The organism is Chryseobacterium sp. T16E-39, assembly GCF_002216065.1.
Classification (GTDB): Bacteria; Bacteroidota; Bacteroidia; order Flavobacteriales; family Weeksellaceae; genus Chryseobacterium.
On the sequence record NZ_CP022282.1, the window covers coordinates 920,913 to 938,251 of the forward strand.

Sequence of the window (17,339 nt, forward strand, 5' to 3'; positions counted from 1 at the left end):
AAAACAATGAAACAGTTACTCGTATTTATAAAAAAGGAATTTTACCATGTATTCAGGGACCGGAGGACCTTGCTGATCCTTTTCGGCCTGCCCATGGTACAGATCATATTGTTTGGATATGCATTGAGCAGTGAGGTGAAGAATATTGGCATTGCAGTACAGGATAATGCCCACGACATTCATTCACAGCAGATTATTTCAAAGATACAGGCAAGTCCTTATTTTAAAATGCAGGATCCTATCCTTAATTATCCGGATGTTGAAAAAAGATTTAAAGAAGGAAGCATAAAATGTGCAGTTATTTTTCCGGTACATTTCGGGGAAGACCTCTACCGCACCGGTGGAGCACAGATACAGGTCATCGCAGATGCTTCAGATCCCAATACAGCGACTATACTGACCAATTATCTTAACACCATCATTAATGACTATCAGCAACAGCTTAATCCCAATATCAGGACTCCTTATAAAATAATTCCGGAAGTAAGGTTGCTGTACAATGAAGAACAAAACGGATCCCTGAATTTTATTCCCGGTGTTATTGCCTTAATCTTTATGATCGTAAGCACAGCGTTAACGTCCGTATCGGTAGTCCGGGAAAAAGAAATGGGAACTATGGAAATTCTACTGGTTTCTCCTTTTAAGCCTGTTATGGTTCTGATGGCTAAAGCGATCCCTTATCTTGTTTTATCTCTGGTGAATTTCGTTATTATTCTACTGCTCTCTGTCTACTTATTGGACGTAGAGATCCGTGGAAGTCTTCTATTATTATTTGGGGAGAGCATCATATTTATTATTACCTGTCTTTCCCTTGGACTGCTTATCTCCAACGTCACCAATTCCCAGCAGACGGCGATGCTGATCTCTATGATGGGAATGATGCTGCCTACATTATTGCTCACAGGCTTTATGTTTCCTATTGAAAATATGCCCTGGATATTCCGGGTCGTATCCCACATTCTTCCATCCCGATATTACTATGATATCGTAAAGGCGGTCATGCTGAAAGGTCTTGGGTTCAGTTATGTCTGGAAGGAGACCCTTATTTTACTAGGTATGGCGGCTGGACTGTTAACGCTTGCCTTAAAGAAATTTAAAATCCGTTTGTCATGAAAGTACTCAGCTTTATATTAAGAAAAGAATTCCGTCAGATCTTCAGGGACAAGATTATCCTGGCTATGATGTTTCTGATGCCCACCATCCAGTTGATCATCATGCCCTGGGCGGCTAATTTTGAGGTAAAAAATATTAATATTGCATACATTGACCATGACCACAGCAGTTATTCTCAAAAGCTGATTCATAAAATTGCTTCATCAGGATATTTTAAAATAGCAGGAAGCCCGGATTCCTATCAGAAAGGGTTACAAATGATTGAACATGGTGATGCAGATCTTGTTTTGGAAATCCCGGCCCATTTTGAACGCAATTTAGTTCGTGAAAAAAAACAGAAGCTTAATCTCTCTGTAGACGCAATTAACGGAACAAAATCATCATTAGGAGGAAGCTACCTGGTATCGGTTATCGGGGATTTTAACAGCAACCTGGATATTAATATCAAATCACCGGATAATACCCTGAATGCTGCTCAAGCCAATATCAAAGTAGCAAATTCCAACTGGTATAATCCAAGAGCTGAATACAAATACTATATGGTTCCCGGTATATTGGTACTTCTTCTAACCCTGATCGGAGGTTTTATTACTGCTCTAAATATTGTCAGGGAGAAAGAAATCGGAACGATTGAACAGATCAACGTTACTCCCATCAAAAAATGGCAGTTTATTTTGGGAAAACTGATTCCTTTCTGGATCGTCGGAATGACTGTTTTTACAATAGGCCTGATCGTCATGTATATTATCTACGGAATATTTCCAGAGGGAAGCCTGTTAACGCTTTATCTCTTTGCTGCGGTTTATCTTATTGCATTGCTGGGTTTAGGATTGTTGATCTCCACTTTCGCAGATACTCAGCTTCAGGCTATGTTCATTGCATTTTTCTTTATGATGATCTTTATGCTGATGAGTGGATTTTTCACCAATACTGAAAGTATGCCCAATTGGGCAAGGCAAATATCAAACTTCACTCCGGTTACTCATTTTATTAAAGTGGTACGACTTATTGTATTAAAAGGAAGTGGATTCAATGAGATTAAAACAGAATTTTTCTACCTGATAGGATTTGCAATACTGTTGAACACTCTGGCCATTTTTAATTATAGAAAAACAAGTTAAGAGAGCGATATTTAATCAGCATTTAATAAACATACAATGATAATATCTATTAAAAATTACAAAATTGTAATGGTATTTAAATTATTAATCGTAATATTGCGATATAAAATAGAATCTATGGGAGCAACTAAAACAGACCATTTTACCGATGAGCAAAATAAAATAGCCATTATTGCAAAAGCCTTAGGACATCCGGCAAGAATTGCTATTATAGAATATCTATTGAAAGTGAACACTTGTATCTGTGGAGATATTGTTAATGAACTTCCTCTGGCTCAGGCAACAATCTCTCAGCATTTAAAAGAACTAAAAAATGCGGAATTAATTAAAGGAAATATTGAAGGAACCGCAATTTGTTACTGTATTGATGAAAAAACTTTTGAAGTTCTCAAAGAATATTTTTCAAAAATAATATCAACGGTAACCACCCAAAAATGCTGTTAATGCATTTTTTTTGATTACATGTATCGTAATATTGCAATAAACAAATATAATACAATGAAATTATCAGAAATCAAAAAAATCTTACCAACATTAGAGAATGTTGAGTTTCAGTTAGAAAACGGAAATTTTGTTCCGGAACATTTCCATGTAACGGAAGTTGGAACGACTATAAAGCATTTTATAGATTGCGGGGGTGTCATCCGAAGAGAAAAACTAGTCAATTTCCAGCTATGGAATGCCAATGATTTTGAGCACAGACTAAAACCCGGCAAACTTTTGAACATTATCAAGTTGTCAGAAGAAAAATTAGGAATAGAAGACCATGAAATTGAAGTGGAATATCAAAGTACCACCATAGGCAGATATGATCTGGATTTTAATGGAAAAATCTTTATCCTAAAAAATAAATCAACCGCCTGCCTGGCCCAGGAATCTTGTGGTATTCCTATTGAAAAGCAAAATCTCATTCTATCCGACCTTTCTTCAAAATCAACCATTTCCTGCAATCCTCAATCTGGATGCTGCTAAATAATGCAAACAATATAAAAATCATAGAGACGATGTATCCAAAACTTTTACAAACAATCGAACTACTACAAAACCGCGAGATCACAGAAGAAAGAAAAGCCACACTAAGACCATTAACAGAATTTATTCAAAGAAAATGGCAGGATCACAAACCCATATATCTCAATTTTATTTGTACCCACAATTCAAGGAGGAGCCATTTATCTCAAGTGTGGGCACAAGTAGCGGGCTCTTATTTTGGGATCACTGAACTAATATCATACTCAGGGGGAACAGAAGAAACCTCTTTATTTCCTAAAGTGGCAGAGACTTTGATGGCACAGGGATTTTTGATTCAGAAGCTTTCCGACTCTGAAAATCCTGTTTATATGATAAAGTATGATCAGGATTTACACCCGATTATAGGCTTTTCTAAAAAATATGACCATCCTTTCAATCCTGTTTCTGGTTTTGCGGCTGTCATGACATGCTCACAGGCAGATGGAGGATGTCCTTTTATTCCAGGTGCGGATCAACGTATTCCCATTACTTTTGAAGATCCGAAAATTTCGGATCATACTCCTGAACAGACAGAAGTTTATCATGAGAGAAGTTTGGAAATAGGCGCAGAGATCTTTTATATTTTTTCACAGGTAATACAACATTAAAATGCAGCCCAAATTAAAATTTCTTGACAGGTTTCTTACCCTGTGGATATTTTTTGCCATGTTCTTAGGGATTATATTAGGCTATTTATTCCCGGACATTCCCTCTGCCATTGGTAAGTTATCGATCGGGGCCACTAATATCCCCTTAGCTATGGGTTTGATAATAATGATGTACCCACCATTGGCAAAGGTTGATTATTCGCTATTGCCAAAAGTTCTTCTGGATAAGAAATCGATAGGCATTTCCTTGATATTAAACTGGATTATCGGTCCTGTTTTAATGTTCATTTTAGCGGTTGCATTTTTGAGAAATGAACCAGATTATATGATTGGCTTGATTCTTATCGGGCTTGCAAGATGTATCGCTATGGTCCTGGTTTGGAATGGCCTTGCTAGGGGCAATAGTGAATATGCTGCACTGTTGGTGGCATTAAACAGCATCTTTCAGATATTTACTTATAGCTTTATGATTTGGCTGTTTATCAATATACTTCCTCAAAAGTTAGGTCTTGCCCATTTTAATATAGATGTATCTATAAAAGAGGTTACCCAAAGTGTTTTCATTTATTTAGGCCTTCCATTCATCGCAGGTTTTCTAAGCCGTTATTTCCTTATAAAATTAAAAGGGGAGAACTGGTACAACCGAAGCTTTATTGCCGTGATATCCCCACTCACTTTATACGCTTTACTCTTTACCATTGTATTGATGTTCAGTCTTAAAGGAGATCAGATAGTACAGCTTCCCATAAATGTTGTTAAAGTAGCTGTTTCCCTCGTTATCTATTTTATTCTGATGTTTCTTATAAGCTTTTTTACTAATAGAATATTTAACATTTCATACGATAAAAATGCCTCAATAGCATTTACAGCCACAGGAAATAATTTTGAACTGGCAATAGCAGTATCTATTTCTGTATTTGGTATTCACTCTGCACAGGCTTTCGTAGGGGTCATTGGCCCTCTTGTAGAGGTACCTGTCCTGATAGTATTGGTTAAAATAAGCCTATGGCTTAGGAAAAAGTACTATTAATACAGAATATCATTGGTATACCATTCAGTGCTGTTGCTATACGCTATAGAATAAGTCTTTTTCTCAATCAATATTTTTGGTTTCATGAAAAAGAATTTCTTCTTACGTATAGCTTTATCAGTTATTTTACTGATGCACAGTGTGTTTTCTATTTTTAGTGGAGACGTCAATAATTTTGGTCTCCACTTTTTAAATAACGTTGGATTCAGCCCGTTGGGACTTTACCTCGCATGGTCTGTGAAGCTCACTCATCTTTTATCAGTTCCTTTGCTGTGGATGGATAAATATTTAAAAACTGTGGCAACGGCAAATATCTCTATTTTCATTCTTGGGATTTACTTTGTTCACTTGCAGAATGGATGGTATGTAGTTGGAGGAGGCACCAATGGTGTTGAATTTAATTTCCTGTTGATTTTCTGTTTTCTGAATCTTCTGTTTCCTGAATTTTCATTCCATTCCCAAAAAAACAAGTAGTTGGTATACCGGTGGATTGATTTCGTAGCTTTTCTCTTTTTATATTTAATTGAAAGACATTACTTTGTACTTTTAAATCGTATATCATTGAAATCGGCTGTACAATCAAAACTATACATTCATTTGCTCTTTTGGATATTGTATTATATCCTTGAAGTTTACCTTGATTTTTACTGGTCCAGATATCAGTTTCCTTCCTTCCAATGGTCCCTTAGACTTCAAAATACCCTTCTTCTTGAACTGGGCTATTTTATGGTTAAAATCCCGCTGGCTTATGCCTTATTGTTCGTTTATGAAAAAGCAGGACTCAACAAGATCTACAAATATATTCTCTCAATAGGTATTGTCGTTATAGCGGTATTATGTCACCGGCTTTTTACCCATTATATTATTTATCCGTACATCTATGGCGTTATAGAAACACAGGATGGCAAACAACCGTCGGGTTTTATCAATGGTCTGGTAGCATTTAATTCCTTCATGGATCTTATTTTTATGGTAGGGCTTGTATTTGGAATTGAAATCACAAGACAGAAGAATGTCCTCAAAGATCAGATATCTATGCTGAAAGCTGAAAAGCTGGACCAGGAACTGACCATGCTAAAGGCTCAGATTAATCCTCATTTCCTTTTTAATACCCTCAATAACATTTATGGAATGGCAATTAAAAAAGCCGACGAAACTCCCGATGCGATACTTCAACTTTCAAAAGTTATGCGATATAATATTTATGAAGCCGCAGAAAAGAATATTTCTCTGGAAAAAGATGTTGAAAACATCAAAGACTTTATCCAGATCCAGAAGATACGCCACCATCATCTTTCGGTCATTTTTAATGAAGATATAGACAGGCCTTCTCAGGAAATTTCCCCTTTAATATTGATCCAGTTCGTTGAAAATGCATTTAAACATGGGGTTTCTGAAAGTATTGGAAATTCATTTATTACCATCAGTATTAAATTGAAAAACGGAATTCTTAATTATACCATAGAAAATTCCAAAGAGAAAAAAACAAGTGGAAATTCAACCAGAATAGGGCTGAAAAACATTCACCGGCAACTGGAACTCCTTTATCCCAAACACAGCCTTATTGTTGAGGATAAAAATGACCGGTATATTGTACAACTAACCATCGATCTCAATGATACATTCAATCCCTAAAAAATACAATTGCCTTATTGTAGAAGATGAGCCCATTGCAGCAGAAATCCTTGAAAATTTTATTTCCAGGGATGTCCAGCTCCATTTAGTGGGAAAATGTGCAGATGCCGTTCATGCCAGCAATCTTCTGAATATCCATCAGGTAGACCTTATGTTTCTGGATCTTAATCTTCCGGTCATTAAAGGATTTGAGTTTCTTAAAAAGTTAAAGAACCCGCCATTCGTAATTGTAACGACCGCATATCATCAATATGCCGTAGAAGGATATGAACTGGATGTTACCGACTATCTGATGAAACCTATTCCTTATGATCGGTTCCTTACAGCAACCGCGAAATTTAAACATCTAATGGAAGCTGAAGATGCTTTACTGGAAATTGCGGATCGTGATTTTATCTTTTTCAATAGTGGAAAAAAACAGATTAAAATAACCTTACAGGACATTTATTACATTGAGAGTTTAAGAGAATACATCAATGTTCATACAAAAACAGAAACCTTTACTTTTAAAATGCCCATCAGCAAAGTAGAGGAGAATCTGAGTTCAAAGATGTTCGTCCGCATTCATAAATCCTATATTGTATCTAAATCAAAAATTGAAATAAAGTCGGCCAACATGATACAAATCAATGGTAAAAAACTTCCTATCGGAAGAACTTATAAACCGTCCATTGAGCTATAATCCAACATAACATTACTGATCCTTACTCATTTATTATTTTAGTAGACTTTAGCCCGCTGTTGATATATACATTTCATTAAAGTATTCACCAATTCTTGAATTTTGACTGAACAACCAGTTAAAAAAATTAATACTTATGAAATACGGATTAAAACTCTTCAGTGCAGGTGTCGCTTTTTTTATGGGATCTGAGCTTTTCAGTCAGCAGAAGCAGGATACTTTAAAAACACAGGACATCGAAGGGGTAGTGGTTACTGCCCTGGGAATAAAAAGAGAAAAGAAGTCGCTGGGATATTCTACACAGGAAATAAAAGGTGAGGAGCTCACTAAAAATCCAACCACGAATTTTCTTAATAATCTTTCCGGGAAAGTAGCTGGCCTTGAGATCAGACAATCTACCAATTTCGGAGGTTCGATTAATGCAGTCTCCCGTGGATACAAATCTATTCTGGGAGATAACCAGGCTCTGTTTGTTGTGGACGGAGTTCCCATCATCAACAGGAACATCAATTCCCCATTGCAGGTAAATGGATTTAGCGGTTATGATTATGGAAGCCCGGTATCCGATATCAACCCCAATGATATAGAAACCCTCAATGTATTGAAAGGAGCGGCTGCAACTGCCCTGTATGGTTCCAGAGCCCAAAACGGAGCCATCATCATTACCACAAAAAAAGGAAAGAAAAATAAACAGGGAATCGGGCTGGAATATAGTGGAAGCCTTTCTGTTTCTACTGTAGATCAATCCACTTTTCCAAAATATCAGACGGAATATGGGCAAGGATATCAGGGAAATGTTTTTGATTCCTATCAGGGGCATCCTATCTCATCTTTTTCAGATGCTTCCTACGGAGCACCGTTCGATCCTAATCTAATGGTGTGGCAGTATGATGCATTCATTCCGGGTTCAAAGAATTTTGGAAAGACAAGCCCCTGGGTGATGGCTGAGAACGGTCCTATTACCTTTTTCGAAAAAGCAATCAATCAGACCAATAATATTGCACTTAGTGGTGGAGACGATCGTGCTACATTCAGGTTAAGCTATTCCAACACCAATGCTACAGATATTCTTCCCAATTCGTCTTTGATCAAGAATAATTTTGGAGGAAATGCATCTTATAAGATTACAGACCATCTTACGGCCAGTATTTTTGCCAACTATGTCACTCAAAACACCAAAGGAAGAAATTCAACGGGTTACGGAGATAATATTATGGGAAATTTCAGACAGTGGTGGCCTACCAATGTCGACATCCAATACCAAAAATATCTTTATGAAACCTTTAATAAAAATTATACCTGGAATATCCTTTCTCCCGATGACTTACGTCCGGGTTATTGGGATAATCCTTATTTTACACGCTATAAAAATTATCAGAACGATAAAAGAGACCGTTTTGCCGGAAACTTCAGCTTAAGTTATGATCTTTCCAACAGCATCAATATACTGGGAAGGGTAGGTATTGACGGATATAATATGATCACTGAAGAAAGAAGAGCCAAGGGTTCTATTCCTGCTTTTTTTAGTTTTAATCCTATTGAGCAGCCATCGGGATACGCAATTACCAATCTCCGGTTTACCGAAACCAATTATGATCTGATCGCTACCTATAAAAAGAATATTGGTGAAAATTTTAGCATTCAGGCCCTCGTCGGTGGGAATATTAATGTGCAGACCAATTATTCCAACGCACAGACGACGTCGGGAGGATTATATATTGATGATCTTTATACCATTTCCAATTCTGCGGCTACTCCTGCAAAACCTCTGATCACAGACACTTCAAAATATGTTTACGGAGCTTTTGTCCAGGCTTCATTAGGATATAAAAATACCTATTATGTAGAGGGTACTTTTAGAAGAGATCAATCCAGCTCGCTTCCAAAAGAAAAAGAAGCCTACTATTACCCTTCTGTTTCAGCAAGTTTTATCTTTTCTAATCTACTTCAGCAAAAATGGTTAAGTTTTGGAAAACTAAGAGCCGCCTATGCTGAAGTAGGCTCTGACACGAATGCAGACCAGTTACGAAACAGATTTATTGTACAGTCGTCTTTTGGAAATAATCCTGTCTACTCCTACAATACGATTTTAAGAAATTCCGATCTGCTTCCCCAAAAGCTTAAAAACCTGGAATTAGGTACGAACATGCAATTCTTTAAAAACAGAATAGGTTTTGATCTGGCTTGGTTCAGAAACATTGCGTTTGATCAGATTCTACCACTTCCTATCTCACTTGCTAACGGATCGGGAAGTAAGATCCAGAACACGGGAGAGCTTACCACAAAGGGATTTGAGTTTTCTTTAAATGCAACTCCTTTAAAATTCAATCAATTCAGCTGGGATATGACCATCAACTGGTCCAATCCCAAAACTAAAGTTACCGCTTTAAGAGAGGGCACAGAAAATATTTCGATAGGAGTACTTCCCGGAGGAATTTCCGTTAATGCCCCTCTTAACGAAGAATATGGAAGTATTTGGGGGGCTGATTACGTGTATGATCCCAATGGAAATAAAATTATAGGGAAAAATGGTGCTTATCTGCATACAGACGATACCAATCATAATTTTGGAAGCTTCCAGGCGGACTTTATTGCCGGATTCAACAATTCTTTTACTTATAAAAATTTTAATCTGAGTTTTCAGATCGACTGGAAAAAAGGTGGAAAGATTTTTTCTCTGGATCAATATTATGGATACGGAACAGGATTGTACCCTGATTCTGTAGGGCTGAATGATTTAGGAAATCCCATCAGAAACACACTGGCTAATGGCGGAGGAATGGTACTCCCCGGAGTAATGGAAGATCCTAATAATCCCGGACATTACATTCCCAATACCATTCGTCTGGACCGCTCTGCTTCCAGCCAGATCATGGAAACAGATCCTCCTACTTCTGCATTTGTTTATGATGCCAGTTTTATAAAACTCCGTCAGGTTTCTGTCTCGTATACATTTGATAAAAAAAACCTGGGGAATATTGGAATTCAAAGCCTCACCCTCGGGATTGTAGGAAGCAATCTGTGGATCATCCATAAAAATCTTCCTTATGCAGATCCGGAAGCCGGGCTTTCCTCAGGAAATATTCAGGGGTACCAATCCGGAGTAATGCCTGCTACCAGAAATTTTGCATTTAATCTGAAAGTTAATTTTTAAAACCGCACCAATGAAAAATAATATAGTGATAAGCTCTTTATTCGCATTTCTATTAATGAGCTGTACATCAGACGATGTGAACAATGATCCTCATGCCACTTATACAACGATACCGGAAACTCTGATAACCTACTCAGAAAAGGAACTGAGTGATTATATGACCACCCCTAATGTCAACGAAAATAATTTTCGCCTTACCATGCAATACTGGCAGGAAACCGTGTACGTAAATGAAAGTAATTACAACTTCACTGCAAGAAATGTCTCCAATAACGTTTGGGGTGACAATTATGTAAATGTCCTCAACAATCTTAATAAAGCGAAAGAACTGATCGAGCAATACCAGCCTGTCCCTTCAGAAATAGGCAGCTGGCCGGCCAAAAGACAGAATCAACTCGCTATTATTGATATTTTATCCGTCTACACATTTCAAACCCTGACTGATACTTTTGGAGACATTCCTTACACTCAGGCTCTTGATAACGAAAAATTCCCTCTTCCTGTTTATGATGACGACCAACAGATCTATGAAAGTCTTATTACCCGTCTTAAGCTCGATATTAATCATTTACAGAATGGAGAAGGAACTTTTGGATCAGGGGATATTATTTACGGAGGAGATATTGAAAAATGGAAACGGTTTGGAAATTCGCTGCTGCTAAAATTAGGGATTGCCCTATCTGACATCAATCCAAATCTTGCCCAATCTGCAATCAATTCAGCGGTAACAGGGGGAGTGATGACGGATGAGTCTCAAAATGCAATCTTCAGGTATATGGCAGAAACACCTAATTTCAACCCATTGTTTGAGAATCTGGCCAATAATGGGCGTAATGATTTCATTGGAGGAAAGCCTTTTGTCGATTTTCTCAATTCAACCTCAGATCAAAGGGTGTCTAAATATTTCCGGGATGTAAACGGAGTTTATATTGGACAAACTATTGGAGCTCCCGGGAACTTCTTCGCCTTTTCGGCACCGGGAATCTTTGCTTATATTCCCGTAACTCCCGGAAATCTGATGACCTATACAGAAGTGGCTTTTTATCTGGCTGAAGCTTCCGCAAGATTTGGAATTGGTGGAAACCCTGAAGTACGATATAAAAATGCCGTTCAGGCGTCCTTTCTTGAATGGGGATTTTCATTGCAGAATGCCCAGGACTATCTTACGGATCATCCTTATGATGCTTCCAATTGGAAAAAATCTATAGGAGAACAGGCTTGGGTAGCCATGTATAACCATCCGGTAATATCATGGAATTTTTATCGCAGGTTAGATTACCCGGTCCTACAGGCCCCTCCAACCGCCATTAACAACGCTGAAGGAAAGGTTCCTGTACGTTTACAGTATCCTACATTAGAAGCAACCACAAACGGAACCAATTACGCCAAGGCCGCTGCGGCGATTGGAGGGGATAAACTGACCACAAAAGTATTTTGGGACGTCAACTAGAACAAACTAAAACATCATAGTCTTTTCTTCATATAAACCTGTTTTCAACTGTGATTTTTTTGCCTGCCCGTAAAGCAGGCTTTTATAGCAATTAAAACAATAATGGTGAGCACCCAAAAAACTTCAGAAACCGATAAAATATACCTTTTCCAGGGCACTAAACAATAAACAATATGTAAGTTAGTTTTCACATCATGGATCGTTAAGGCCTAATGAGTATCAAACTCTTAGGCCTTTTTCATACTTATATAATTTCATCATTTTTTAGAATAAAAATTAAAGATCTCATTCATAAATTAATGTTCAATTAAAAAAAAACACTAATTTTGTCCATAATGTTTCAACGTAAGTACATATTGATTTTTATTCTCCTGGGATTCTTATTCATGCCCAAGCAAATGTATGCCTGTGCTTTAAAAATTTCTTCAGTAGAAAAATCACGTTGTGAAGTCAACATTTCAAAATCTATCAAAAAAGATAAATGTGAATCATGCGGTTCGAAAAAGTGTCCCGGAAAATGCAATAATCCTTTGTGCAAATGCCCGACATCCAATGTAAACCCATCTTTACCAAGCAGACATGATTTTAATTTTTTCAAATTAGAGGTCTTCAGTCCTGTTTCTTTTTTATCTTATGAAAGTGCTGTTTCTAAAGGCTTTCAGTCCATTTGGTTAATTCCTAAAATAGGTTAATTTCTGTATTTTATAGCCTAAAGTGTGCTTTTTTTTAAAAACTCACTTCGTTTTTTATTCAATTTAAATTTATAACTAGAAACAATAGGAAATATCCCTGTTGTTCCTGAAAATAATCTACAATGAAATCAATATCAAAAATATGGTTTGCATGTACGTTGCTATTTTCATTAGCAATCTATGCTCAATCCAAAAATATAACCACAGAAACCGTAAAGATCTTCGGGAATTGTGACATCTGCAAAAGCACTATAGAAAAAGCAGGTAATCTAAAAAAGGTAGCCACAGTCAATTGGAATAAAGATACCAAGATAGCCACCTTAACTTATGACTCACAAAAGACCAGTCAGGATGAGGTCCTCAAGCGAATAGCTCTTGCAGGATATGACAGCGAAAAATTCCTGGCTCCGGATAACGCTTATGCAGCCCTGCCGGAATGTTGTCGCTATAAAAGAGAACTCAAGCCTACAGCTAAAAAAATGGAAATGGACATGAAAGCTGACCACAGTAATCATGCTTCAGATAAAATGGCAGAAACCAAGGAAGCAACATCTCAGAATACCTCTCAATTACAACCTGTTTTTGCTCACTATTTTTCCTTAAAAGATGCATTGGTAAAAACAGATGCGAATACCGCATCCGCAAAAGCCTCAGAATTGTCAAAAGCGATTAAAGCTGTAGAAATGACTCAACTTTCTAATGAAGAACATATGGTTTGGATGAAAGTAATGAAGGACCTTAGCACCAATGCTGAGAAAATCTCCACCATCAAAGATATTGTCAAACAACGGGAAACATTTGCCATACTATCAAAAGGGATGTATGACCTGGCAAAAGTATCCAAACAGGATACCCCAGTTTACTATCAACATTGTCCAATGTACAATAATGGTAAAGGAGCCGATTGGCTGAGCCTGGAAAATGAAATTAAGAATCCTTATTTCGGTGCTCAGATGCTTACCTGTGGGAGTACTGTAGAAACACTTGGCAATCCGTAATCATCGTAAATATATACAACAACTGTAATGACAACAGACCACTTAAACAACAATACTCACATCATGAAAAATATATTCTTATCCATCTCTGTAATGGCAATAGTAGCTCTTACCCTATTTTCCTGTAAAAAATCAACCAACAGGACACAGGAAGTTCCTGCTTCCGCCACAACAGAGGAACAATCAACGCAGCAACAGAAACTTAGTGATACAGCATTATCAGCAGGAATCAACAATAAGCAGGATGAAAAATTATCTTCAAAAGAAACTCCAAAAAGTTTTTCTATAGATCCTGTTATCAAAGATTATTTAATTTTAAAAAATGCTCTTGTAGCAGATAACGACCAAGCGGTAGCTCATGCAGGAAAACAATTACTGACAACGCTGAAAAGCATTGATATGAAAATTGTTCCTGCTGACAAACATAAAGAATATATGGATATTGCAGACGACGCAAAAGAAAATGCTGAACATATTGGTGATAATGCCGGAAAAATTGATCACCAGAGAGAACATATGGCGTCATTAAGTAAAGACATGTCCGACCTGATCGAATTATTTGGAACGACTCAGAAATTGTATCAGGATTATTGTCCGATGTACAATGACGGAAAAGGAGCGATATGGATCAGTGAAGCAAAAGCCATTAAAAACCCTTATTATGGTAATAAAATGCTTACCTGTGGTTCAGTAAAAAAGGAATATTAAAATGAAGAAAGTATTAAAGATTTTCGTGGCAATTGCGCTGCTGATTTTTATTGCTATTCAATTGTATCAGCCTGCTCTCAATATAGATAAAGGGCAGGTTGGTAAAACCGATTTTACCCAGACCTATAAAGTACCTGCTGAAGTGAAAACAATATTACAGACATCATGTTACGACTGTCACAGTAATACAACAAACTACGAATGGTACGATTATGTGCAGCCCGCAAGAAGTCTGGTAGACGGCCATATAAGGGATGCAAAGGAGGACCTGAATTTTAATGAATGGGCAACTTATTCCCATCGTAAGCAGGAAAGATTAATAAACTCAATAAAAAAACAGATTGAAACTAAAGAAATGCCAATACCTTCATATACGTTGATGCATAAAAAAGCAAAACTGAGTGATGATCAGATAAAGCTGGTAACCAATTGGCTGAAAGAACAAAAATAGGTTTCATGAAAAAGAAATATAAAATGAATATATCTAAAAATATTCCGGTAAAAGTACTTCTGACTGTATTTATACTCCTGTGTTCGAAAACAGTTTTCGCACAAAAAGTAGTACGTTACGAACTCTATGTAAAAGATACGATAGTCAGTTATGCCGGTAAAGAGAAAAGAGCGATTGCAGTAAACGGACAAATACCAATGCCCACATTAACGTTCACGGAAGGTGATATTGCAGAAATCGTTGTCCACAACCAGCTCAAAGAAAATACTTCTCTGCACTGGCATGGGATCTTTTTACCCAATAAAGAAGACGGGGTTCCGTTTCTGACACAAAATCCTATAAAACCTGGTGAATCCTATACCTACCGTTTTCCCGTCATTCAAAACGGAACACATTGGTACCACTCGCATTCAGGATTACAGGAGCAGATCGGAATGTACGGAAGCCTTATACTAAAGAAACGGGAGGATGATACAAAGTTTAGAAAAGGGATTGACGACTTACCAACTGTTCCCGTTATTTTAAGTGAATGGACCAATCTTAATCCTAACAATGTAGATAGAATGCTGCATAATGCCAATGATTGGGCAGCAATTAAGAAAAATTCTACACAGTCTTATGTTGAAGCCATCAGAGAAGGATACTTTAAAACCAAAATTGCCAATGAATGGAAGCGTATGCTGGCAATGGATGTAAGTGATGTGTACTATGATAAAGTATTAATGAATGGAAAAAATATTACAGACCTCAAGAGCGTTGATGGTAAAACACTGAAAGCAGGGGATAAGGTAAGATTACGCATCTCAAACGGAGGAGCTTCATCTTATTTCTGGCTTCGTTATGCAGGAGGCAAAATGACCGTTGTTGCCAATGATGGAAATGATGTAAAACCGGTGGATGTAGACCGGTTGATCATTTCGGTTTCAGAAACTTACGATGTAGTCCTAACAATTCCTGAAAACGGAATAGCCTATGAATTTTTAGCCACTACTGAAGACAGAACACAATCGACCAGCTATTATATTGGTGATGGTGTAAAACAGCTTATCTCTCCGCTTCCCCGCTTAAAATATTTTGAAGGAATGAAGATGATGAACGGCATGATGAAAATGAATGGAGACCTGAATGATATGGGAATGAAAATGAGTCTGAATAAAATGGATATGAATGTAGTCATGTATCCTGAAATTACCGGAGAAGCCAGGAAAAAAAGAAAACAAGAGGAAAAACCAAAAGAGGACCACAGCAAACACGCGATGGATATGAATATGGATAACAATCCTGACCGATACAATGCCAATGCTCTGGGTGATATTACCACGCTCAATTATGCCATGCTGGAATCCCCTTATAATACCACACTTCCTAAAGATGCTCCTGTAAAGGAACTTCAATTTACCCTGACAGGGAATATGAACCGGTATGTATGGAGTATGGATAATAAAGTACTTTCCGAAAGTGATAAAATACCCGTTAAAAAAGGGGAAATATTGCGCATTACCATCTACAACAATTCTATGATGAGGCATCCGATGCATCTTCATGGATTTGATTTCAGGGTCATTAACGGCAAAGGGGAAAGATCACCTCTAAAGAATGTATTGGATATTATGCCAATGGAAACCGATACCATCGAGTTCCTTGCGAATGAAGAAGGGGACTGGTTTTTCCACTGTCATATTCTTTACCATATGATGGCAGGAATGGACCGGGTTTTCGCTGTGGGTGATTATAAAAACCCTTTATTAGCGGATAAAGAAAAATCATATATGGCTTTACAAATGGAAAGTAATATGCCTCATTTTATGGCACAAAATGATTTTGCCACTAATGGGAACGATGGTCAGGCTATGCTTCAAAATGCAAGATGGTCTTTAGGTACCGAATGGCGTTTAGGATACAACAGTATGCACGGTTATGAGGTAGAAACGCATCTGGGAAGATATATTGGTAAAATGCAATGGTTTATGCCATTTATAGGTTTTGATTACAGGTATCGTAAAATGGGAATAGATGAACATGAAACCAATCTATTCGGACAAAAAAACGAAAAAGATACACGTAGAGCGGTTAGTTTAGGTTTTATGTATACGTTACCGATGTTGGTCAATTTCCAGGCGGAAGTCTACCACGACGGTATTGTCCGTCTCCAGTTAATGCGTGAAGATATTCCGATTTCCAAAAGACTGAGAGGAGGCTTTATGGTAAATACCGACAGGGAGTATATGGCAGAGCTAAGTTATATTATTAATAAAAATATTAATATACGTACTCACTATGACAGTGATATGGGCTTTGGAGCAGGGATTACCTTAAACTACTAAACCATAGTATAACTGGTTAAATAGTATTCTTTATTATAAAAATGGCTTAAGGGTAGTAATCCTTAAGCCATTTTTTAGTCATTTAGTTGTTAAGCACTTTTTTCAGACCCTGTGCTATTATCAGCTTTCTTCACATTCTCTGTGCTTATTGAGTAAAGATTCCCTTCACCCTTAATCTGTGTTCCAAATGCAAAGGTGGCAATAAGAACTTCCCAATCTTCTGTAATACCACCGGCATCAATATAATATACTTCATATGATTTAATTACATGAAGAACCTCAGAGTACTTTTCACTGAGTTCCCTTGCTTCATTCAAAGCTTCGTGCTTTGAAAAAAATTCAATTTCATTCATTTTATAATC

General features: G+C 37.2%; 16 protein-coding genes. 15 read left to right on the forward strand and 1 reads right to left on the reverse strand.

Features of this window, described 5'->3' with window-relative positions:
- Nucleotides 1-6 precede the first annotated feature (6 nt).
- The 15 genes from CEY12_RS03945 to CEY12_RS04020 all read left to right on the forward strand — a co-directional run bounded on the left by CEY12_RS03945 (nucleotide 7) and on the right by CEY12_RS04020 (nucleotide 16,977).
- Nucleotides 7-1,113: an ABC transporter permease gene (locus tag CEY12_RS03945; RefSeq protein WP_089029779.1), complete on the forward strand. Its 1,107-nt coding sequence runs from the start codon at nucleotides 7-9 to the stop codon at nucleotides 1,111-1,113.
- The gene (locus CEY12_RS03950) at nucleotides 1,110-2,234 is read left to right on the forward strand and encodes an ABC transporter permease (protein WP_089026452.1); all 1,125 of its coding nucleotides are present in this window, start codon (nucleotides 1,110-1,112) and stop codon (nucleotides 2,232-2,234) included. Before CEY12_RS03945 ends, CEY12_RS03950 begins: the two co-directional genes overlap by 4 nt.
- A 117-nt stretch (nucleotides 2,235-2,351) precedes the next feature.
- Nucleotides 2,352-2,678, forward strand: a complete 327-nt coding sequence (locus tag CEY12_RS03955) for an ArsR/SmtB family transcription factor (RefSeq protein ID WP_089026453.1) — start codon at nucleotides 2,352-2,354, stop codon at nucleotides 2,676-2,678.
- Between the two features lie 54 nt (nucleotides 2,679-2,732).
- Nucleotides 2,733-3,206 carry a DUF6428 family protein gene (locus tag CEY12_RS03960; protein ID WP_089026454.1) on the forward strand — a complete coding sequence of 158 codons (474 nt, stop codon included), beginning with the start codon at nucleotides 2,733-2,735 and terminating at the stop codon, nucleotides 3,204-3,206.
- Between the two features lie 32 nt (nucleotides 3,207-3,238).
- Entirely contained in the window at nucleotides 3,239-3,853 is a 615-nt protein-coding gene (locus tag CEY12_RS03965; RefSeq protein WP_089029780.1) for a protein-tyrosine-phosphatase, read from the forward strand.
- Between the two features lies 1 nt (nucleotide 3,854).
- Nucleotides 3,855-4,883, forward strand: coding sequence for an ACR3 family arsenite efflux transporter (gene arsB / locus CEY12_RS03970; protein ID WP_089026455.1), 1,029 nt, complete (start codon nucleotides 3,855-3,857; stop codon nucleotides 4,881-4,883).
- 84 nt (nucleotides 4,884-4,967) lie between these two features.
- Nucleotides 4,968-5,357, forward strand: coding sequence for a DoxX family protein (locus tag CEY12_RS03975; protein ID WP_089026456.1), 390 nt, complete (start codon nucleotides 4,968-4,970; stop codon nucleotides 5,355-5,357).
- A gap of 87 nt (nucleotides 5,358-5,444) precedes the next feature.
- Entirely contained in the window at nucleotides 5,445-6,518 is a 1,074-nt protein-coding gene (locus CEY12_RS03980) for a sensor histidine kinase (protein WP_089026457.1), read from the forward strand.
- Nucleotides 6,499-7,200: a LytR/AlgR family response regulator transcription factor gene (locus tag CEY12_RS03985; RefSeq protein ID WP_172821008.1), complete on the forward strand. Its 702-nt coding sequence runs from the start codon at nucleotides 6,499-6,501 to the stop codon at nucleotides 7,198-7,200. The genes CEY12_RS03980 and CEY12_RS03985 overlap by 20 nt, the downstream gene beginning before the upstream one ends.
- Nucleotides 7,201-7,336: 136 nt before the next feature.
- Nucleotides 7,337-10,354 carry a SusC/RagA family TonB-linked outer membrane protein gene (locus tag CEY12_RS03990; RefSeq protein ID WP_089026458.1) on the forward strand — a complete coding sequence of 1,006 codons (3,018 nt, stop codon included), beginning with the start codon at nucleotides 7,337-7,339 and terminating at the stop codon, nucleotides 10,352-10,354.
- Between the two features lie 10 nt (nucleotides 10,355-10,364).
- Nucleotides 10,365-11,804, forward strand: coding sequence for a SusD/RagB family nutrient-binding outer membrane lipoprotein (locus tag CEY12_RS03995; RefSeq protein WP_089026459.1), 1,440 nt, complete (start codon nucleotides 10,365-10,367; stop codon nucleotides 11,802-11,804).
- Nucleotides 11,805-12,618: 814 nt separating this feature from the next.
- On the forward strand, nucleotides 12,619-13,494 hold the full coding sequence (locus tag CEY12_RS04005) for a DUF3347 domain-containing protein (protein WP_089026461.1): 876 nt from the start codon (nucleotides 12,619-12,621) through the stop codon (nucleotides 13,492-13,494).
- Between the two features lie 63 nt (nucleotides 13,495-13,557).
- Nucleotides 13,558-14,202 (forward strand): DUF3347 domain-containing protein, encoded by a 645-nt coding sequence (locus CEY12_RS04010; protein ID WP_089026462.1) that lies wholly within the window; start codon nucleotides 13,558-13,560, stop codon nucleotides 14,200-14,202.
- A gap of 1 nt (nucleotide 14,203) precedes the next feature.
- Nucleotides 14,204-14,653, forward strand: coding sequence for a heme-binding domain-containing protein (locus CEY12_RS04015; protein WP_089026463.1), 450 nt, complete (start codon nucleotides 14,204-14,206; stop codon nucleotides 14,651-14,653).
- Nucleotides 14,654-14,676: 23 nt separating this feature from the next.
- Nucleotides 14,677-16,977, forward strand: coding sequence for a multicopper oxidase domain-containing protein (locus CEY12_RS04020; RefSeq protein WP_089029782.1), 2,301 nt, complete (start codon nucleotides 14,677-14,679; stop codon nucleotides 16,975-16,977).
- 89 nt (nucleotides 16,978-17,066) lie between these two features.
- Here CEY12_RS04020 and CEY12_RS04025 read toward each other — a convergent pair whose 3' ends face one another.
- A complete protein-coding gene (locus CEY12_RS04025; protein ID WP_089026464.1) occupies nucleotides 17,067-17,330 on the reverse strand; it encodes a hypothetical protein in 264 nt (87 codons plus the stop codon).
- Nucleotides 17,331-17,339 lie beyond the last annotated feature (9 nt).